Source organism: Alteromonas sp. Mac1, from assembly GCF_001562125.1.
Lineage (GTDB): Bacteria > Pseudomonadota > Gammaproteobacteria > Enterobacterales > Alteromonadaceae > Alteromonas > Alteromonas stellipolaris.
The window spans coordinates 1,149,552-1,169,172 of the sequence record NZ_CP013932.1; the positions used below are offsets into that span (position 1 = coordinate 1,149,552).

The 19,621-nt window shown below is 43.6% G+C and carries 19 protein-coding genes and 1 pseudogene; 15 read left to right on the forward strand and 5 right to left on the reverse strand.

The window, feature by feature from the left end; all coding sequences use genetic code 11:
- The first annotated feature begins 106 nt into the window (after positions 1-106).
- From AV939_RS04770 to AV939_RS04790, 5 genes are all read left to right on the forward strand, one after another.
- Positions 107-595, forward strand: a complete 489-nt coding sequence (locus AV939_RS04770) for a CinA family protein (protein WP_061997235.1) — start codon at positions 107-109, stop codon at positions 593-595.
- Between the two features lie 254 nt (positions 596-849).
- Positions 850-1,890 (forward strand): recombinase RecA, encoded by a 1,041-nt coding sequence (gene recA / locus AV939_RS04775; RefSeq protein ID WP_057793520.1) that lies wholly within the window; start codon positions 850-852, stop codon positions 1,888-1,890.
- Between the two features lie 221 nt (positions 1,891-2,111).
- Positions 2,112-2,918, forward strand: a complete 807-nt coding sequence (locus AV939_RS04780; protein WP_057793518.1) for an ABC transporter ATP-binding protein — start codon at positions 2,112-2,114, stop codon at positions 2,916-2,918.
- Positions 2,902-4,098: an ABC transporter permease gene (locus tag AV939_RS04785; protein ID WP_061997236.1), complete on the forward strand. Its 1,197-nt coding sequence runs from the start codon at positions 2,902-2,904 to the stop codon at positions 4,096-4,098. Before AV939_RS04780 ends, AV939_RS04785 begins: the two co-directional genes overlap by 17 nt.
- Positions 4,099-4,199: 101 nt before the next feature.
- Positions 4,200-4,952: a hypothetical protein gene (locus tag AV939_RS04790; protein ID WP_061997237.1), complete on the forward strand. Its 753-nt coding sequence runs from the start codon at positions 4,200-4,202 to the stop codon at positions 4,950-4,952.
- Positions 4,953-4,958: 6 nt separating this feature from the next.
- On the opposite strand, the gene AV939_RS04795 is transcribed toward AV939_RS04790, so the two are convergent.
- Positions 4,959-5,270, reverse strand: coding sequence for an EscU/YscU/HrcU family type III secretion system export apparatus switch protein (locus AV939_RS04795; RefSeq protein ID WP_013785237.1), 312 nt, complete (start codon positions 5,268-5,270; stop codon positions 4,959-4,961).
- On the reverse strand, positions 5,267-7,789 hold the full coding sequence (gene fliK / locus AV939_RS04800; protein WP_061997238.1) for a flagellar hook-length control protein FliK: 2,523 nt from the start codon (positions 7,787-7,789) through the stop codon (positions 5,267-5,269). The genes AV939_RS04795 and fliK overlap by 4 nt, the downstream gene beginning before the upstream one ends.
- A gap of 184 nt (positions 7,790-7,973) precedes the next feature.
- On the opposite strand from fliK, the gene ccmA reads away from it, so the two are divergent.
- From ccmA to AV939_RS04850, 10 genes and pseudogenes are all read left to right on the forward strand, one after another.
- Positions 7,974-8,627 carry a cytochrome c biogenesis heme-transporting ATPase CcmA gene (gene ccmA, locus AV939_RS04805; RefSeq protein WP_061997239.1) on the forward strand — a complete coding sequence of 218 codons (654 nt, stop codon included), beginning with the start codon at positions 7,974-7,976 and terminating at the stop codon, positions 8,625-8,627.
- Positions 8,624-9,292: a heme exporter protein CcmB gene (gene ccmB, locus AV939_RS04810; RefSeq protein ID WP_082746031.1), complete on the forward strand. Its 669-nt coding sequence runs from the start codon at positions 8,624-8,626 to the stop codon at positions 9,290-9,292. The genes ccmA and ccmB overlap by 4 nt, the downstream gene beginning before the upstream one ends.
- Positions 9,292-10,041 carry a heme ABC transporter permease gene (locus AV939_RS04815; protein WP_061997240.1) on the forward strand — a complete coding sequence of 250 codons (750 nt, stop codon included), beginning with the start codon at positions 9,292-9,294 and terminating at the stop codon, positions 10,039-10,041. Before ccmB ends, AV939_RS04815 begins: the two co-directional genes overlap by 1 nt.
- Positions 10,041-10,256, forward strand: coding sequence for a heme exporter protein CcmD (ccmD, locus tag AV939_RS04820; protein WP_061997241.1), 216 nt, complete (start codon positions 10,041-10,043; stop codon positions 10,254-10,256). The genes AV939_RS04815 and ccmD overlap by 1 nt, the downstream gene beginning before the upstream one ends.
- Before the next feature lie 35 nt (positions 10,257-10,291).
- Positions 10,292-10,738 (forward strand): annotated as a pseudogene (gene ccmE / locus AV939_RS04825) (cytochrome c maturation protein CcmE); the annotation flags it as partial.
- A 122-nt stretch (positions 10,739-10,860) separates the two neighbouring features.
- Entirely contained in the window at positions 10,861-12,906 is a 2,046-nt protein-coding gene (locus tag AV939_RS04830) for a heme lyase CcmF/NrfE family subunit (protein WP_061997243.1), read from the forward strand.
- A complete protein-coding gene (locus AV939_RS04835; RefSeq protein ID WP_061997244.1) occupies positions 12,903-13,541 on the forward strand; it encodes a redoxin family protein in 639 nt (212 codons plus the stop codon). The genes AV939_RS04830 and AV939_RS04835 overlap by 4 nt, the downstream gene beginning before the upstream one ends.
- Entirely contained in the window at positions 13,538-13,981 is a 444-nt protein-coding gene (locus tag AV939_RS04840; protein WP_057793494.1) for a cytochrome c-type biogenesis protein, read from the forward strand. Before AV939_RS04835 ends, AV939_RS04840 begins: the two co-directional genes overlap by 4 nt.
- Complete coding sequence (gene ccmI / locus AV939_RS04845) at positions 13,978-15,306, forward strand: c-type cytochrome biogenesis protein CcmI (RefSeq protein ID WP_061997245.1); 1,329 nt, start codon at positions 13,978-13,980, stop codon at positions 15,304-15,306. The genes AV939_RS04840 and ccmI overlap by 4 nt, the downstream gene beginning before the upstream one ends.
- Complete coding sequence (locus tag AV939_RS04850) at positions 15,306-16,166, forward strand: MlaA family lipoprotein (protein ID WP_082605058.1); 861 nt, start codon at positions 15,306-15,308, stop codon at positions 16,164-16,166. The genes ccmI and AV939_RS04850 overlap by 1 nt, the downstream gene beginning before the upstream one ends.
- A gap of 162 nt (positions 16,167-16,328) precedes the next feature.
- On the opposite strand, the gene galE is transcribed toward AV939_RS04850, so the two are convergent.
- From galE to AV939_RS04865, 3 genes are all read right to left on the reverse strand, one after another.
- A complete protein-coding gene (gene galE, locus AV939_RS04855; RefSeq protein ID WP_057793487.1) occupies positions 16,329-17,351 on the reverse strand; it encodes a UDP-glucose 4-epimerase GalE in 1,023 nt (340 codons plus the stop codon).
- Entirely contained in the window at positions 17,348-17,650 is a 303-nt protein-coding gene (locus AV939_RS04860; protein ID WP_057796321.1) for a DUF6170 family protein, read from the reverse strand. Before AV939_RS04860 ends, galE begins: the two co-directional genes overlap by 4 nt.
- Before the next feature lie 144 nt (positions 17,651-17,794).
- Positions 17,795-19,315 carry a peptide MFS transporter gene (locus AV939_RS04865; protein WP_057796319.1) on the reverse strand — a complete coding sequence of 507 codons (1,521 nt, stop codon included), beginning with the start codon at positions 19,313-19,315 and terminating at the stop codon, positions 17,795-17,797.
- Positions 19,316-19,621 lie beyond the last annotated feature (306 nt).

Consider the following 19,621-nt stretch of genomic DNA (forward strand, 5'->3'; position numbering starts at 1 on the left):
TGTTTTCATTAATAGATTGATAGCTGACGCATGTTAGCACATCAGCACAGTTTAACGCCTTACGGCCAAAGCTGATAACAGTGCCGATAGCAATAAAAGGACATTCATGGTATCTGACAATACAACAGAGATGGTGACTGCGTTAGGTAATGCCCTTCGCCGCAAAAGCTGGACGGTCTCAAGCGCAGAATCTTGCACAGGGGGCGGAATTGCTTTCGCCTTTACCAGTATTGCTGGCAGTTCGGACTGGTTTAATCAAAGTTGGGTGACGTATTCAAACGACGCCAAAATGCGTGAGTTAGCCGTAAAACCAGAAACCTTAAATGCGTATGGTGCTGTGTCGTTGCAGACCGTTGAAGAGATGGCGGCGGGGGTTAAGCACAAAAGCGGCGCGAATGTCGTGGTAACCGTAAGCGGTATTGCAGGCCCCGGCGGGGGCAGCGAAGAAAAGCCCGTGGGTACGGTTTGGTTTGGATTTATTTGCGGTGAAAAGCAAGAAAACATCAAACAGGTTTTTGCTGGAGACCGCGAGGCTGTTCGCTTGCATGCGATAGAATTTGCTATTACTCACCTATTAGCGATGTTGGCTGACTGATTCGACGATCAGCCAAGTAGCATCCAATGAGAGCCCAATAAGCAAAATAAAATGAAAACTCAGGTTGAAACTGTATGCTTGTACAGTATAGAATGCACGCAACACTTGGTAAGGTGTCGGTAAGCAAATGTTGATGCAATGAATGTTAGCAGTGCTAGTGAAGGTTCTCTTAACAAAGTCTGCATCAATGAAGAAAGCTTCAACGAATACATTATCAATAAAGAATTTAACCGCTAATCCTAGAGGATATTGACGTGGACGATAACAGATCTAAAGCTTTAAGTGCCGCACTTGGGCAAATTGAAAAGCAGTTCGGCAAAGGCGCAATTATGCGTTTAGGCGACAACCAAGCGATGGACATTGAGGCTATCTCTACAGGTTCACTAACCATTGATATCGCTTTGGGCATAGGCGGCTTGCCATGCGGTCGTGTGGTAGAAATTTACGGACCAGAAGCATCGGGTAAAACGACACTTACCTTGCAGGTAATTGCAGAAGCGCAGAAAAATGGCAAAACCTGTGCCTTCGTAGATGCAGAGCACGCGCTAGACCCTATTTATGCATCAAAACTTGGTGTGAATATTGATGAGCTTCTAGTCTCTCAGCCTGATACGGGTGAACAAGCCCTTGAAATCTGTGACATGTTGGTTCGCTCTGGCGGTGTTGATGTAGTAATTGTTGATTCGGTTGCTGCCCTTACGCCAAAAGCAGAAATTGAAGGCGACATGGGTGACTCACACGTAGGTTTACAAGCACGATTAATGTCGCAAGCATTGCGTAAGCTTACAGGTAACATCAAGCGTTCAAATACCTTATGTATTTTCATTAACCAAATTCGTATGAAAATTGGTGTAATGTTCGGAAGCCCAGAAACAACAACAGGTGGTAACGCTCTTAAGTTCTACTCCTCAGTACGTTTAGATATCCGTCGTATTGGTGCGGTTAAAGAAGGCGATGAGGTGGTTGGTAATGAAACTCGCGTTAAAGTAGTGAAAAACAAAGTGGCACCGCCATTTAAGCAAGCTGAATTCATGATTCGCTATGGTGAAGGTATCAGTAAAGAAGCTGAACTTATCGACTTAGGTGTTAAGCAGAAATTGGTTGATAAAGCCGGTGCTTGGTACAGCTATAAAGGCGACCGAATTGGTCAGGGTAAAGCGAACGTAATGAAGTTCCTGAAAGAAAACCCAGCTATTGCCGATGAGATTGAAAAACAAATTCGCGCTGAGCTACTTTTACCTAAAACAGTGAAAGTAGAAGAAGCACCTGCTGCAGAAGATGATGCTCAGCAGTAACTCACAACGTACTATTTGTAATAGATAGTCGCGCTCTAGAGTTATCGAAAAGCCCACCAAATGGTGGGTTTTTTTGTGCTCGAAAAACATACTTCTTAACACTTTAATTCCATACTCTGCATTGAATTAAAATAAAAAAACAGTAAAGCTGTAATAAAAATAGAAAGGCAAAGACTAGTACGGTAAGCATTCGATTTAAATAATAAAAAAGGGAAGGGATAATGATTGAAATATCTAGTCTTGCTAAACGCTTTGAGGTGGATAACCCCAAAAAGCTAAGTGAGCAAGAGAAAAAGGATCCACGATTAAAAGGGCGCTACTTTCAATCAGTGAAAGATGTTTCGTTTTCATGTGGTCACGGAGAAGTTCTTGGTTTACTAGGGCCAAACGGCGCAGGAAAAACCACGACATTACGCATGCTTTCAACAGCACTTAAACCAGATAGCGGTACCGTGGTGATTGATGGCGAAGACGTGTTAGCCAACCCAATTATTGCGCGTAAAAAAATAGGGTTTCTGTCTAGCTCAACCGGCTTGTATGGCAGGCTGACTGGGCGGGAAAATATTGCTTATTTTGGCGAATTGCATGGTATTGATAAATCGACAATATCAGCACGTATTGAAGAAATGGCTGACTTACTTGATATGCAGAGCTTTTTGGACAGACGCGCAGAAAATTTTTCATCTGGCATGAAACAAAAAACAGCCATTGCCCGCGCTGTTATTCACGAACCTTCCTTAGTAGTGCTTGATGAGCCTACCACTGGTTTAGATATTATGGCTACGTCTACAGTCATGGACTTTATCCAACGACTTAAAGATAAAGGGACGCCGGTTATTTTTTCTACCCATCACTTAGATGAAGTTCAAATGCTTTGCGACCGAGTAACAGTGATTAATCAAGGCGAAACAGTATTCAACGATTCCCTTGCCGCCTTTAGTGCGCTATCGGGCGGACAAATGCATAAAAGTTTCTTACAAACATTAAAAATGGATATAGGGGAGGTGGGCAATGTGGTTAATCTTTAAAAAGGAATTCAAAGAGTTACTACGCGACCGCAAAACCATTATTTTTATGATTGTTTTGCCCTTGCTGCTTTTCCCATTGATTTTTGGGGTAGCGATGTTTTTCATGAATTCAGCCACTGAAAAAGCCGAAAACGTAGTATTGAAATATGCCATTGTGGGCGAGCAATATGCACCAGAGATGTCGAAGCAATTCGCTAATGAAACCAATAAATTTACGGTGGTGGATATACAAGATGAAGCCGACTACGCCAAGCTCATTAAAGATGAAACAGTCGATTTTGTTTTAGTCATCCCTGAAAGCTTCAACAGTGATGTGCTTGCTTCTGGACAGCATAAGCTTCAATTGTATTTGAATGATGCTGGGTTAAATAAAGTAATGGGGCGAGTCTCTGAAATTGTTGATATTCACACCAACGAATTTCAAAAGACAGCTTTTGCTAAATTAGGACTGGATGAAGCCCAGCAACAAGCGTTATTAGCGCCCATTGTGATTGAAAAAGAAAATATAGCGGATGATCGTGAAGTATGGGGAGAACGCTTAGGTGGACTATTACCTTATTTCATTTTCATTTTATGCCTACAAGGTGCTATGGCACCGGCATCAGACTTAGGTGCGGGTGAAAAAGAGAGAGGGACGTTAGAGACGTTGTTGATATCGCCTATGGACCGCTACAAGCTTGTACTAGGTAAATTTTTGACCATCGGTATAGCGGGGCTAATTACTGCCCTTATCACCGTTTCCTCCATGGCCATATGGGGCATTGTCTTATCGCAAGGAATGGCGATTGAGTTTGTGGCTGAGGTAATGGCGATGATCGGCATTATTGATTTTGTGCTTATCTTTTTAATGCTAATACCGGTAGTGGCGATATTTGCCGCGGTCTTATTATCACTTTCTATTTATGCTCGCTCATTCAAAGAAGCACAAAGCTACATGGGGGCGCTGATTATGGTGGTAATTTTCCCTGTGCTGATTGCTATGATGCCTGGGGTTAAATTAGAAGGTGGTTGGATTTGGGTGCCGCTTACCAATGTCGCGTTAGCGATGAAAGAGCTATTTAAAGGCACTATGGATTACTTTGCCCTGTTCGGCATATTTACATCTACAGTAGCCATCGCCGCAGCACTCATTGCATTTTGTGTGTATTGGTTTAATAAAGAGAAGGTACTATTTAGGTAACGTTTATAGTGTTTTAGCCTTATCTTGAACTTCATTAAGTTTTAAGTCAGTATGGATTTTAAACAATGATGTAATTGTATTGCTGATAGGATATCAAGCTAATGTCAATTAAAAGTAAAATAGATAAGGCGCTCTTAATTCTTAAACACCCGAGCGTATTGTTAGGAAAGCAAAATTATATTCTAATATTGAGTCATATGCGCAGTCGGTCTTCCTTATTGTCGCATGTACTTGGCAGTCATGATGAAGTGTGTGGGTATGGTGAACTTCACTATGACTATCCTAAAAAAAGTTCGCTTCTTAAAATGCACGTGGAATTGCTAAAAGACACTGGGCAATCAACTACGAAAGGCTTTTTTCTAGACAAATTGCTACATAACAGTTTTGTTGTTTCACATGATATTTTAAAAAGAAAGAATGTGTACATTTTAATTTTAGTTCGGGAACCAGAAGCAACAGTAAAAAGTATTGTTAAAATGGGAGAAGTTACTGGTGACGAAGGTTACCTAGATGTCGATGCTATGCTTAAATACTATACAAATCGACTCAATTACTTATACCAAATAGCTCAAAAATATGAAGGCGTTCTGATGATCGATTCTGATAATATTGTTGATTCTACATCTGAAACTTTAAATCGAATTAAAAATTGGTTGGGCCTGGACGACGAATTAACCAGCTCATATAAAAAATTTAAGAAGACCGGGAGTGCTGGTCATGGTGACCCTTCATTGAACATATCTGCTGGTGAAATAATAAAAACGCAAAATGACTTAGCGTTGGAATTCGAACCCACTTTATTGAACAATGCCAAGGAAATTTACTCGAAAGTGATTGGGTTAAAAGCCTCTTGAAAAGACTTATACCTCATAATTTATATGCTTAACCACACCTTCCCACCCCGGCGGTATTTTTCCTTGTAGAACATAGGAATATGCTAGTAGCTCTGCAATAACAAAATATAACGATTCAGGTATATCTTGCCCCAAATCTAAGGTACTAAGCACTTCGCTAAGATAAGGGTCTTCATGGATAAGAATGCCTGACTCTTCAGCCATGGCGATAATCGCTTCTGCAAGGTCGCCGTAGCCTTTAGCGACAACTTTTGGGGCTGTTTTTTTATCGCCACCATCATATTTGAGCCCAATTGCACGCTTCGCTTTCTCACTCATACTCTTGTCTCAAAAATTTGATGCGGACGTTTATTTAATGTTTCAGGTATATGGCCTCGCTGAAAACTCATTTTCTCAACATTCAGTCCTAAATCCGCTAATCTTCGCTCTAGAAAAGGCAAGGTATCAGCAACCCGAGTCAGTACGGTTTCATTGGAAGTATAAAGGTTAATAGTGATGGTATCGGTGTCTATCTTGGATTTAGCGAGTAGTTGGCCCGCATCACCAATATCTAGTTTCATGGTGACATTCCATAAACGTCGCTCCCCACCCTTGCCTTCTTTTTCGTGTTGTCGGTCAGGCTCTCTTTGCACTAAAAGTTCTGCGGGTGCGTAATGTTGAGTCACAGAAGGTAATGCATAGAAAAAACTATCTTGCCCTTGAACCCGAGTTTCGGCCTGCGCGACTTTGCTGTGTTGGTGGTTTGCCAATAAGGTTTTTAAATTAGCCAGTAAATTTGTGCGACTATCAAGATTGGCAACATCTTGCGCAACACGGCTAGAGAGGACAGTACCAGACGAATTCGTTATCGTTTTACTTATAATGCTATCCGGTGAATCAATTTGTGCTTTAAGAGAGGGTTGCTTTGATAGCGCTCTACCCGCCAATGATAACTGTAACAATGCCACCAAACCTTGCACAAAATTGGAAGCCGCAATTGGAGACGTTAAGGTTAGCGGCGTTACCGCGATAGCGGGGGCGTTGATTAACGCATGAATGCGCGAAGCTATAGATGCGTCGGCGTTATTTTGAGTCGCCTGGGTGTTATGTTGGGTATTTGGCGTTGAGGATTTTGTCTCTAAACCGTTTTTGTCTCCATCCTGTAAACTAGTTGCTTGAGTTGCTGCTTTATCACTTGATGGGGCTGTATTTGAAGGGAAACCAATGTTGTTGCCCTGTGTTGCATTTCCGCGAATGCCATTCCCCGACCCACCGAGCAAAGCGATTAGCTGAGAAATGCCTTTTCGCAAACTGGTATCAGCGTTACCTGTATTTATATCTCCGGCGCCTTTCTTAATGCCAGCAGTATCATCATTTGTAGAGGCGATACTCTCTTGGCTCGAATTAGATGAGGCAGGTGTGGTAGTTACATTAGTTGCATTAAATGGTTGGGGTGTTAATAGTGGTCTAGCACTGGGTAATGCGTTGCTGTTTATTCCCGTAATTTGCTTAGCTATTTGATTTAATACGGCAGTGGTTGTATCACTGCCTTCGACAGTCCCATTAAGTATAGCCGTTAACTGTGTTAGCGCTTGTTGGGTAGAACCTGTCTGGCTAAGCAAAGCGCGAGATAAAGTAATGATGGCTTTGTGAACATCAGTCCCTTGTATCAAAGCACTTTTGCGATCTACTGCGGTTGAGAATTCCGGCGATGATTTAATTGATGGAGAACTCGACGCTTGATTAGCATTATCTGCTTTTGCTCGTTGAACTAAATTGTCACCACCGTTTGCCGAAGTTTTTACCGTGGTATCAGTCACAATGGAATTATTTCCAGCCGTTTTTTCAACCCCTTGTCCAACCCCTTTTCCGACCATAGCTCCCAGAGGAATAGCTAAAGCGCTAAGTTTGGCGGCAAGTTGCTCTGAAGCCCTTGGAATGACAGTACTACCTTCAGGTGAAGGGAACTTCAATACTGCCTGACTGGCAGCGGAATACGATGTTAGTGTATTGCCCTTAAGACTAAGCATAGATACCTGCTGCAAGGTATTTTGTGTTTGAATATTCGGAAGTTGCTTAGCAATTGTATCTGGAACATTAGCGTTGCCTAGGTTGCCATGTCCGAAAGCGATACCTTGGAAGCGCAACGCATTGGTGATGACAGCCGAAACTTTGCTATCTGTTATCGATAAGGGGGCGGCTTGTAAAGTGGAAGCTGCTGATTGAGCACCCTGTGCCGCCAAGTTTGTTTGTTTCGATGACGTTATTGCAACTGCTAATTTGCCCGTATCACCAGGCACCTGATTAAGTGACAGTGAAACCAGCTTGCCATTGTTTTTGATATCGCCACTCAATTGCGCTGCGGCGTCAGGCTTTAGTTGTAAGTTTAACTGCTGACCATCTGCTAGCGATAGACTCAGTTGATTATTCGTTAATTGTGTAACAGTTGCCTGCACATTAACGCGCATGTTCTGTTGTGGGGTCGGCATAGGTGCCAACATTGTCGCTAACGAAAGTGAAAGGGTTTTAAGCTGCATCGCCGTAACTTGACTGGTACTCATTCCTGTTTCAGTGCTAATAAGGGCAGCTTGAGTTCCGCCGTTTTGACTGAAAGAGATCAACTGGGGGCGCTGTGGTGGCAGTAAATCTGCGCTTTTCAAAAGTGAAACTTGTGTTGCCGGTTGCCCTTGCGTTTGAATAGCAAGTATCTGTTCGGGCAACCGCGCCACGGTTACCTTCGCGGCGGTATCAAGCGCAGCAGCTTGGGATAAATTATTCAGCACAGATGCTGCCGACGATTTCGACCCTGAAGTATTCTGAGTAATATTTGAAAGCAGTGCGCTTAACTGTGATGTCATAACGAGCTTATCGGCAAGGTGAGCGATGAGTTTAATCGGTTATATGAAGTATAGGTAATAAGCGAGGCATATCACCGCGTTTGTGATTGAAGTAAATCATATTTAATCATAATTCGCGACTGCGAAAGAATCTTACTGTGGTAAACTACGCCGGTTTTGAACAGTCAATAGTAAAGGAGCTTGCGTGTCCGGTTTATGTGCATCTGGACTAACTTGCATAAAACGCGATCGTGTTTTGTTTGACGATTTTTCGTTAAATCTTAATGCAGGGGAATTAGTATATTTGCGTGGGCCTAACGGTGCAGGCAAAACCAGTCTTTTGCGTATCCTTACTGGCTTGAGTTCGCCCGAACACGGTGACGTGACTTTCGACGGCGTGAATATTAATAGCAATCCTTCATTATACTATCAAAACCTTATTTATTTAGGCCACAAAAGTGCTTTGAACGGCGCTTTGTCTGCCGTTGATAACTTACGCTTTTGGCTAGCTCAACACGGTATTCAAAATAAAGATCTGACCCAAGCATCTAATATCGATAACACTATTTACCGTGTTCTTGAAAACTTAGGGCTAGTTGGCCTTGAAGATGTGCCCGTCAGATTCTTATCTGCGGGACAGCAACGTCGCGTTGCACTGAGTCGGCTTTGGCTCAAGCCAGCAGTGGTGTGGGTATTAGATGAACCTTTCACCGCCCTTGATACCGCTGGTGTGGTATTACTTGAGCGCAAAATGAAACAACATGTGGCTGATGGGGGCATGATTATTACCACTTCCCACCAAGCACTGTCTTCTGAAGCGGGCACGCACCGCTGTGTTGATTTGGAGTACCGGTTTTGAACCCGTTGCTACTAGGTATATTCAAACGTGATATGCAGATTGCGTTTCAGCAAAAAGCTGAGCTGGTTCAACCCCTCATGTTTTTATTGATGGTGGTGACCCTATTTCCCTTGGGCGTAAGCCCTTCTCCTGAAACACTGCAACGTATTGGCCCAGGCGTTATCTGGATAGCGGCTATATTGTCATCGTTGTTAGGGATGGAACGCCTTTTTCGTGATGATTTTATTGATGGTTCATTAGAGCAATACACATTAAGTGGCATGTCACTGCCAGCCATTGCTACGGTTAAAGTACTGGCACATTGGCTAGTGAGTTTCGTGCCCTTGTTAATATTGTCACCGTTGCTCGCGATGTTTTTAAACCTAAGCATGGATATGTTTATAGCATTAATGCTTACGTTGTTAATTGGCACACCTTTACTGTCGTTAATAGGCGCCATTGCTGTAGGACTAACGGTTGGATTAGCGAGGGGCGGGCTACTTTTAGCACTACTTTTAATCCCTGTTTTTATTCCGTTACTGATTTTTGCCACGTCAGCTGTAGATTCTGCCGCACTGCAATTACCTTATCATCCCCAACTTGCTATTATTGGCGCCATGCTGTTATTGGCTGCTGCCGCTGCGCCGTTTGCCATAGCTTATTCTTTGAAAGTGAGTCAAAACTGATGTGGAAGTGGTTACATCCTTACGCTAAAACAGAAAACGCTTACCAATTGTGCGTAACCTTGCAACCTTGGTTGTGGGTTAGTGCATTGTTATGCTTGGCCGTAGGTACAGTGTGGGGGCTAGCATTTGCACCGCAAGATTATCAACAAGGTGATTCGTTTCGCATTATTTACATTCATGTGCCAAGCGCTATGTTGTCTATGGGCACTTATGTAGCGATGGCGATAGCAGCGTTGGTGGGTATGGTGTGGCAGTGGCGAACGGCCTACATGAGCATGATAGCCATGGCGCCAGTGGGTGCAGTCATGACCTTTGTTGCGTTATTTACCGGTGCCGCATGGGGTAAACCTATGTGGGGCGCTTGGTGGGTGTGGGATGCACGCCTTACTTCAGAACTTATTTTGTTATTTTTATATATCGGTGTTATTGCGCTATATGGCGCCTTTGAAGATAAACAACAAGCGGGTAAAGCCGCAGGCGTGATGGCGTTAGTCGGCGTGGTGAATATTCCTATTATTCATTATTCAGTAGAGTGGTGGAATACCTTGCATCAAGGTGCCACCATCAGCAAATTTGATCAGCCTTCCATTGCGCCTGAAATGTTGTGGCCATTATTAGTTAGCCTATTAGGCTTTGCGTTTTTTATTGGGGCTGTGACTACAATAAGGCTACGCAGCGAAATTGTACGCCGTGAAATGCATCGTCCTTGGGTGCAAAAGTTAGCGCAAGCAACAAGTGAGAATAGCTAATGCAGTTTGATTCTTTCTCAGCATTTTTAGAGATGGGAGGTTATGCCTTCTATGTATGGTTATCTTTTGGTGTAACCTTTGGTGTAATGATACTGCTAGTGGTATTAAGTTATCGCCAACATAAAGGGTTACTAAAATCGGTTTTAAAAGAACAACAGCGTCAGGTGCGAATTAAAGAAGCGAGAGAAAAATCACACGCTTCATCAGCACGTTAAGTTGTAGTCAGTAGTTTTTAAAGTGAGATAGTTGCATGAACCCTAGAAGAAAGCAGCGTTTGGCGGTAGTGGGTATTGTTGGGCTGTTAATTGCCAGCGCTATTGGCTTAATGCTTTATGCATTGAACGACAGTATCGATTTATTTTATACGCCAAGTGAAATCATTGAAGGTAAGCAAGGACAAATGCCTCATGTTGGTCAACGTCTACGTATAGGCGGCATGGTTGTGCCCGGCAGTGTGAGCCGCGACAGCAAAAGTTTAGCGGTTTCCTTCGACTTAATAGATACGGGGCCCATCGTTACTGTGACGTACACGGGAATACTGCCTGACTTGTTTCGTGAAGGCCAAGGCATTGTGGCTACTGGTGTGCTTACCTCGGCAACAGAAATTACCGCGCAAGAAGTGCTAGCTAAGCATGATGAAGAATACATGCCACCTGAGTTGGCAGAAAAAATGAAGGGTATTAAGCATGAGAAGCCTGCCAATATGCCTGTTACTGATGCTTCATCGTCCTACCAATATAAAGCGATTCCAACTTCAGGTTCCAAACTAGAGTCAGAAACAGCATCAGAGCCAAAGCTTAAACCAGGAGCCCAGTAGTTATGGTAGCTGAGATTGGAAATATCGCGTTAACTCTCGCCTTAGTGTTATCTATTTTGCTTGCTGTTTACCCGCTTTGGGGAGCTCATCGTGGGCACGACACGCTAATGGCTACCGCTAAGCCCTTGGCTATCGGGTTGTTTGTGTTCACCCTAATTGCTTATCTGTGCTTAACCTACGCCTTTGTTACCGACGATTTTAGTGTTGAGTATGTGGCGCAGCATTCCAATAGCCAACTTCCGCTTATTTATAAAATTACTGCAGTATGGGGCGGCCACGAAGGCTCGTTTTTGCTGTGGGTATTGATGCTGTCAATTTGGACGGTAGCCGTTGCCATATTTAGCCGTGGTATTCCGCTTACTATGGTCGCAAGAGTTTTGTCGGTTTTAGGTATGGTAGGCATTGGTTTTTATTTGTTTATGCTGCTTACTTCAAATCCTTTCAATAGCATGCTGCCGTTTTTCCCTGTCGATGGCCGTGACTTAAATCCGCTGCTGCAAGATTTCGGCATGATCATTCACCCTCCAATGTTATACATGGGGTATGTAGGCTTCTCAGTGGCTTTCGCTTTTGCTATTTCAGCATTAATTTCAGGGCAACTCGATTCTACATGGGCGCGTTGGTCTCGTCCGTGGGTGATAGCTGCGTGGGCGTTTCTTACCGTAGGCATTGCTCTTGGTAGCTGGTGGGCTTATTACGAACTTGGCTGGGGAGGTTGGTGGTTCTGGGATCCCGTAGAAAATGCATCCTTTATGCCTTGGTTAGTGGGCACCGCACTGATGCACTCTTTGGCGGTCACAGAAAAGCGAAAAGCCTTTAAGTCGTGGACAGTGTTGCTGGCCATTGCGGCGTTTTCGCTAAGTTTGTTAGGAACGTTTTTAGTTCGCTCAGGGGTGATAGTTTCCGTCCACTCCTTTGCAAGCGATCCAACCCGTGGGCTATTTATACTCGGTATTCTTATCGTGCTAAGTGGTTTTGGCTTATTACTTTACGCCATGCGTGCGTCTGCATTAAAAAGCCCTGGTCGATATCAAGCCTTTTCCCGTGAAGTGTTATTAATGGGAAATAACGTATTCTTGTGTGCCGCGACGTTAGTAGTGCTACTAGGTACTTTATTGCCACTGGTTCATAAAGAACTAGGCTTAGGCAGTATTTCAGTAGGCGCGCCATTTTTTAACCAGATGTTTACGCTGTTAATTGTTCCGTTTGTATTGTTTTTGGGCTTAGGCCCGCTAACACGCTGGAAACATCAAACCGCTGGAGCACTTAAAAATCAATTGCTGGTTGCCGCTGGTATTGCCATCAGTGCAGCGCTTTTGGTGAACTTCAGTTACGACACGCCTCAATACATGGGAATGCTAGGTATGATCCTCGTATTCTGGATTTTGGTTACCACAGTACAAGAAGTGCTTCAGCGGGTTAGCGCAAACCCAAGCAATGTTGGTACCTTTACAAAACTACGTAAGCTCACCCCAAGTCACTGGGGTATGGTATTAGGTCATATCGGCTTTGCCATCAGTATTATTGGTATCACTTTAGTGTCTAACTATGAGTTAGAAAGGGATGTGCGAATGGAAGTGGGAGAAACAGTCGAGCTTGGCGGTTATGCTTTCACATTTACCGATGTTAAGCCATTCCAAGGTCCAAACTACATCGCTGATGTAGGTGTGTTTGATGTGAACAAAGCGGATGAGTTTGTTGTACATTTAGAGCCAGAGAAGCGCATGTACACCGTTCAGCGTATGCCAATGACAGAAGCGGCTATCCACTCTACGGTGTCTCGAGATTTGTTTATTGCTATGGGCGAGCCCCTTGATGATGGAGCATGGGCAGTTCGTATTTACATTAAGCCGTTTGTAGTGTGGTTGTGGGCGGGCGCTGTTGTCATGGCGATTGGGGGGATCTTCTCCATTAGTGATAAACGCTACCGCATGGCCAAGGTGAAAAAAGTATCGAAGGCTATCAATCTGATAACAGGAAAAGAAAGTTACTCTGAAGCAGATAAGAAAAATGCAAGTGATGCCGGTAGTCAGGAGGTCACACAATGAAAAAGGCACCTTTAGTTGTCATTCCATTGGTTCTGTTCTCGATGCTGGTGATTTTTTTGTTCCAAGGATTGTTTTCAGACCCACGAGAGCTAGATTCACAAGTTAAAGGTAAGCCACTGCCAGAATTTGCCTTACCCGACTTAATGGAGCCAGATACAACCTATACACCAGAGTCACTGAAAGGTGAGGTGACTATTGTGAATGTATGGGGAGTATGGTGCGTAACATGCGCGGTAGAAATGCCGTATCTAACTCAGCTTAAAAATGAGTTGGGCGTAAAGTTTGTGGGCTTATATTTTGATCAAGATCTTGACCCTGACTTCGGTACAAAAACGCTCACTCGAGTTCAACAAGAAGTGACCAGTATGCTAAGGCGTTACGGTAATCCTTATGCATTTAATATTTTTGATGTGTATCGCGATACGTCTTTAGATTTAGGGGTTACCGGTGCCCCAGAGCACTTCGTACTCGATGCCAACGGTGTTATTCGCATGCATCATATTGGTGACATTAATGAGCGTGTTTGGCAAAACAAGGTGGGCCCGCTTTATCAGCAGTTAGTGGCAGAGGCGAACGGTGAAACTAATATTGTTGTTGATAGTGATACTGATGATACAGGGAGAGTGGGGGAATGAAGCGTTTATTGGCCTGTTTGACCCTAATTATCGCTTTTTCTGTTTTTAGCGCTGAAGATAATTTTGCTTTTGATACACCCGCGCAACGTGCTCAATTTTTAAGTTTGACCGCCGAATTACGCTGCCCTATGTGCCAGAATCAGAATATTGCCGACAGCGACGCCATGATTGCCCACGATATGCGCCGTAAGGTTTACGCATTATTAAAAGAAGGTAAGTCAGAGCAGGAAGTCATTGATTTCATGAAAGCCCGTTACGGCGACTTTGTGCACTACCAGCCACCAGTAACGATTGCTACTATGTGGTTATGGGCTGCACCTGTATTGTTTGTGATTTTCGCACTTTTATTTGTAGTGCGCCGGAAATCTTCGACAGCCCCGCAGGATATCAAAGCCAAACTGGCTAAGGCAGATGCATTGCTTGAGCAGGAAAAAGAATGAGTTGGACCGAGTTTTATATTGTTGTTTCAGGGTTAATTACCTTAGTACTAATGCTATTGGCATTCCCCTGGCTTCGTAGAAAAAATCACGCTAAAGCTGATAGCCTAAGCAACACGCAAATTGTAAAGCAGCGGTTGCAAGAGCTTGAAAGAGAAGTGAAAGAAGGCTTAATCACCGAGCACGATATGCGTGTGGCGGTGGATGAATTAAAAGTCGCGCTGGTTGATGAAAGTAGTTTTGAATCTACTCGTACTGGTACTGCAAGTATTCCTTTGTTAGTTGGTGGCCTAGTTGCCGTCGTTGCCGGTGTGGTGGTATATGCTTCGGTAAATCAATTTAGCCAAGTGCAGCGTGCATCTGATGCTATTGTTGCGTTACCGGAATTAAGCGCACAATTAGCCAGTGGCAATGGAAGTGAATTGGGGCCTCAAGATGTGGTTAATTTGGCACTGGCCATTCGCCAACGCCTACGAGAAGCACCTGAAGATGATACTGGCTGGTTAAATTTGGGCCGACTGATGCTAAGCCTAGGTCAAGAAGTACAAGCAATCGAAGCGATAGATAAAGCGGTTGCTTTAAAGCCTGGGAATACTTCCCACCAAATTTCGCTAGCGCAAGCCTTGATGACCACAGGGGATGTGAATAACCTCAACCGCGCACAAGGTGTGTTATCAAGGTTATTACAAAGTACACCTGAAAATGATAATTTAGCGCTAATGATGGCGGTGGTGTCTGCGCAGTTAGGCGATTTAGAAAACCTAACTCGTTATTATGGGCAAGTAAAGGATAAGCTGCCCGCAGGAAACGATATTGGTCAGCGACTCGCCATGCGAGAGCAAGAACTTCAAGCTCTAGAAGGCCAAGTGCTAAATGGGCAAGTGTTAGACGTGCAAAAGGACGGGCTAGTTAACAATTCGCTAGATGATTCATCTGCTACGCAAACGCCTGCGACTGAAAATACATCTAGTGCGAAAACAGGTTTTAATATTACGGTAAATGTATCGGAGCAAGCCCGTTCAGCCTTACCGCAATCCGGCTTTCTTATCGTGTTTGCGCAAGATGCAAACTCAGAAAACAGAATGCCTGCAGCCGTGGTTAAGATCCCGTTACAAGATTTTCCTGTCACTATTGCATTAGATACGGATAATGCAATGATGCCACAATACACGTTAGACTCACTGAGCAAAGTTACGCTTACTGCGCGTGTATCTGCCGATGGTGATGTGTCCGTATCACCCGGTGAGTGGGAAGGTAGTCAGGTTATCGAAGTGGCACCTCAAAATATGAAAAATATCAACGTAACGATAGAGAAGGAATTGTTGTGATTAAATTTTCAAAGTGGGGCTCGGTAACTGCGCTTGTGTTAGCGAGTTTGCTAGGCGGGTGTGCAACTCAGCAAGCTTCTCAACAAGTTGATCAAAATAATAATCAAGTACAAGATGCGGGCGACCCAAGGGATCCCCTAGAGCCAGTAAACCGTGTAATGTGGGACTTCAACTGGGAAGTGTTAGACGCATACATACTGCGCCCGATCACGGTAGGTTATGTCACGGTGATGCCTCATTTTGCACGTGTTGGCTTGTTCAACGCTGCTGAAAATCTGCAAGAGCCTGCAAACTTTATGAACAATATGTTTCAAGGCAAAGTGGACGACGGTATGGATAGCCTAGCCCGCTTTGTGCTTAATTCGACCGTGGGACTATTCGGCACTATTGATGTTGCTAACCATATAGGTATAACCAAAAAAGAAGAAGAATTTGGCGAAACCATGGGTAAATGGGGCGTAGGAACGGGACCATTCTTAATGTTACCTGCACTTGGTCCAAATGATCCTCGAAGCTTTTCCGGTAACGTTGTAGACGGTATGGTATACCCAATGGCAATTATTGATGGACAGTTTGCTATTGCACGGTATTTGGTATCCTTATTAGAGGGGCGTGCCTCACTGATTGACCAAGAGCAACAGCTAGAGCAGTCGGTAGATGATTATGCATTTGTAAAAAATGCTTATTTCGAAAACCTTGCGTTTAAAGTTACAGACGGTAAAAGTGGTGATAAGGCGATAGAAGAAGAACAGTTAGATGACTTCGCCGAGTTCGAAGCTATGCTTGAGTATGAAGAATTGGATGTTGAAGATGACTCTTCAACAGATGGCCCTGAAGAGGACGGCCCTCAAGGTCATTAACTCTTAGCTATTTAGCGCTTAGCTCTAGCTTGCAGCTAACTAAGCTAAATACCTAAGAAGCTCATAAAACAAAAGCCCCTGAACGAAAATTCGTTGAGGGGCTTTTTAGATTCAGCTCAGCGTATTGTTGTAAGCTGCCTCACTACGTACACAATTGGCTAGCTAACCTTTTGGGTAACCCTGAGGATTTTGTGATTGCCAATTCCATGTGTCTGCACACATAGCTTCTAAGCCTTTCTCAGCGTGCCAATTCAATTCGGTGGCTGCCTTAGTTGGGTCTGCGTAACATGCAGCTACATCGCCACCACGGCGCGGTGCTATAGCATAAGGAATCGTTTTACCAGATGCCTTTTCAAAAGCTTTTATCATATCTAGCACTGAGTAACCTTGGCCGGTTCCCAAGTTGTATTTATCAAGACCCATATTTAAAGCAATTCTATCAATCGCTTTTAAGTGTCCATTAGCCAAGTCTTCTACGTGAATGTAATCACGTACGCCTGTACCATCATGGGTGTCGTAATCGTCACCAAATACACTAAGCTTTGCTAATTTCCCGGTAGCGACTTGTGATATATATGGCATAAGGTTGTTTGGAATACCGTTAGGATCTTCACCAATGCTGCCTGATGCGTGGGCGCCTACTGGGTTAAAGTAACGAAGTAGCACAATGTTCCATTCGCTGTCTGATACAAACAAATCAGCCAACACATGCTCTACCATTAACTTAGACATGCCGTAAGGGTTGGTTGGGTGTCCAGTCGCCATATCTTCCCGTAAAGGAAGGGCAGCAGGATCGCCATATACTGTGGCAGAAGAGCTAAACACAATGTTCTTAACATTGTGCTTTTGCATTGATTTACACAGGGTAAGCGTGCCATAAACGTTATTTTCGTAGTAAGACAGGGGCTGCTGAACCGATTCTCCTACAGCTTTTAAACCCGCGAAGTGAATTACTGCGTAAATGCTGTGCTCACTGAAAATACCATCAAGCACGGCAGTGTCGCGAATATCACCTTGAACGAAAGTGACCGATTTTCCCGAGATAGCCTCAACGCGTCTCAGTGACTCTGCACTCGAATTCGCCAAGTTGTCGAGGACAACAACGCTGTAATTTTGTTCGAGTAGTTGAAGTACAGTATGACTTCCAATGTATCCTGCGCCACCGGTAACCAAGATGGTTTTCATGCATGCTCCTTGTCTGAATTAGGTGCCAAATATTTAGCACATATAGAATGTTGTATCGGTTTAACTAATAGCGGGTAGAGAAGAAATACGAGTCCCGCCCACAACAGTGATGTCCAGTTCGATGCGGTTTGTAATATAAGCACAAAAGCGGGTATGAAAACCAGTAGCTTGAGCACGTTCATGAGTGTTTTTTCTGGAACGGTCATCCGCGATGCTGCTCTGTCTAAACGCTTAACGCGTTCGGTAAGAGGGAGACCCTTCAATTGAGGAATATTTCGGGTGGAAAAATAAAATTTCATAGCGTACTCAAATAAAAACCGCCGACACATATTGTGTAACGGCGGTTATTGTAGGTGATTGCAAGAAAGGTTAAAACCGCAATTGGTCTAATGAGTCCTTTTCAGCAGAATTTACTCACCTTTTTAATATTCTCATTAATTAAGCTAGGCCTTCGATTCAACGCCTGCTTTTTCCCAAAAACGCGATTTTAGGCTGAGTAAGGCAATCACAATACCGATAGCAATACTGAATAATGCGATTTGAAGGTAAAGGTTAGGCATTTCAGCTACATTCTCAGGATCAAAATTACCTGATAATAGTCCGGCAATAATGTTACCAATAGAGTAGGTTAAAACGAAAACCCCCATCATTTGACCCGCAAAGCGTTTGGGTGACAATTTACTTACCGCACTTAACGCAACAGGGCTTAAGCACAGTTCACCTACAGTATGCAAAAAGTAGGTAGTTACTAACCACATAGGAGCTACTTTTAAACCTTGTGCAGCGTACTGAGAGGCCATAAACATAACCAAAAAGCCTGTCGCCATAATGACAAGGCCAATCGCACATTTCAGCGTGTATGATGGGTCAATCATGCGCTTGGCAAGATTAATCCAAAGGGCAGCAAAGAAAGGCGAAAGAATAATAATAAATAAGGAGTTTGAAAGCTGAAACCAGACAGTAGGGATGGTAGAAAGTCCAAACCACGATGTGAAGATTGAACCGGCAGATAAAGCTCTATCTGTATAGTTCTGTGCAAATAAGTTCAATGAAGAGCCAGCCTGCTCAAAGCCAGACCAAAAACACGCAGAAGCCAAGCAAACTAAAAATAATGCCCACATGCGTCTTTTTTCATTATCGCTAAGCGCACCTTTAAAGTAGATAAAGCCAAAGTATAAGAAAAATACCGCGGTGAAAAATACCGCTACTTGCTGAGCAAGTAACAGAGGGTCAATAACAATTGTTCCCATGTGAGCAAGAACGATAACTACTACAGCTAAGGCTACGGTCGCGATAACTGCTGTCCACGCGGTTTTCTTAGCACTGCCGGTGTAGGGATTAGTTGGTGCAGTTGAATCTGAAGCTAACGACGAGTTAGTAAAGTAGTATTGAATGAGACCAATCGCCATACCAATAGCTGCCGCACCGAAGGCATAATCCCAGCCCCAGTTTTCTTGCAAGTAACCTGTTACTAAATAAGCGATAAGAGAACCAATGTTTATACCCATATAATAAAGGGCATAACCACTGTCTCTTCGAGCATCTTCATCGCCATATTGTTGTCCAACCATGGCTGAAATATTGGGTTTTAATAGACCAGTACCGGTTGCTACAAGAATTAGACCTACAAAGAATAAGTTCTGTAGGTCGATAGCAAGTACTACATGCCCTAAAAAGATAATAATACCGCCGTACCACACGGCCTTTTTGCCACCAATGAGGCGGTCAGATAACCAACCACCTGGTAAACCTAAAAAGTAAACTGCACCGGTATAGAGGCCATAGATTGCCCCAGCTGTTGCTACCGTAAAACCAAGCCCTTGTGTTTGTAGGCTGGCTGTCATAAATAAAACAAGAAGGGCACGCATACCGTAATAACTCATGCGCTCCCACATTTCTGTGAAAAACAGCGTTCGAAGGCCCCCTGGATGGCCGAAAAAGCTGGTGTCGTTAGATTTTTTTATAGTCACGTTATCATTCCATATTAATTATGGTTGTTATAGTAGAGCGCTTAATACATACGCTCTTTTGATATAGGTCCAATATAGGATAAGCCGTTATACTAAAGCTCGAGTGAAGACACAAGATTTGGACGTTAAACTCCACTTTTAAGACTGTCAAAAGCAAGTTTTGTTTGAAAATTGAGCGTTGTCGTTTAGGTTGTACTTTAGGAGTGTTATAGAGAGGCAGTTCAAATAATGAAAGAGAAAACAGCGTATTTTCTCCTGTTTACTTGAAAATTTGTATCGCACTTATATTACTAATCTTAC

Coding starts and splice junctions, on each gene's coding strand:
- AV939_RS04770 (WP_061997235.1), top strand. CDS start 107: ATGGTATCTGACAATACAACAGAGATGGTGACTGCGTTAGGTAATGCC.
- AV939_RS04780 (WP_057793518.1), top strand. CDS start 2,112: ATGATTGAAATATCTAGTCTTGCTAAACGCTTTGAGGTGGATAACCCC.
- AV939_RS04785 (WP_061997236.1), top strand. CDS start 2,902: ATGTGGTTAATCTTTAAAAAGGAATTCAAAGAGTTACTACGCGACCGC.
- AV939_RS04790 (WP_061997237.1), top strand. CDS start 4,200: ATGTCAATTAAAAGTAAAATAGATAAGGCGCTCTTAATTCTTAAACAC.
- AV939_RS04795 (WP_013785237.1), bottom strand. CDS start 5,270: ATGAGTGAGAAAGCGAAGCGTGCAATTGGGCTCAAATATGATGGTGGC.
- fliK (WP_061997238.1), bottom strand. CDS start 7,789: ATGACATCACAGTTAAGCGCACTGCTTTCAAATATTACTCAGAATACT.
- AV939_RS04815 (WP_061997240.1), top strand. CDS start 9,292: ATGTGGAAGTGGTTACATCCTTACGCTAAAACAGAAAACGCTTACCAA.
- ccmD (WP_061997241.1), top strand. CDS start 10,041: ATGCAGTTTGATTCTTTCTCAGCATTTTTAGAGATGGGAGGTTATGCC.
- AV939_RS04830 (WP_061997243.1), top strand. CDS start 10,861: ATGGTAGCTGAGATTGGAAATATCGCGTTAACTCTCGCCTTAGTGTTA.
- AV939_RS04835 (WP_061997244.1), top strand. CDS start 12,903: ATGAAAAAGGCACCTTTAGTTGTCATTCCATTGGTTCTGTTCTCGATG.
- AV939_RS04840 (WP_057793494.1), top strand. CDS start 13,538: ATGAAGCGTTTATTGGCCTGTTTGACCCTAATTATCGCTTTTTCTGTT.
- ccmI (WP_061997245.1), top strand. CDS start 13,978: ATGAGTTGGACCGAGTTTTATATTGTTGTTTCAGGGTTAATTACCTTA.
- galE (WP_057793487.1), bottom strand. CDS start 17,351: ATGAAAACCATCTTGGTTACCGGTGGCGCAGGATACATTGGAAGTCAT.
- AV939_RS04860 (WP_057796321.1), bottom strand. CDS start 17,650: ATGAAATTTTATTTTTCCACCCGAAATATTCCTCAATTGAAGGGTCTC.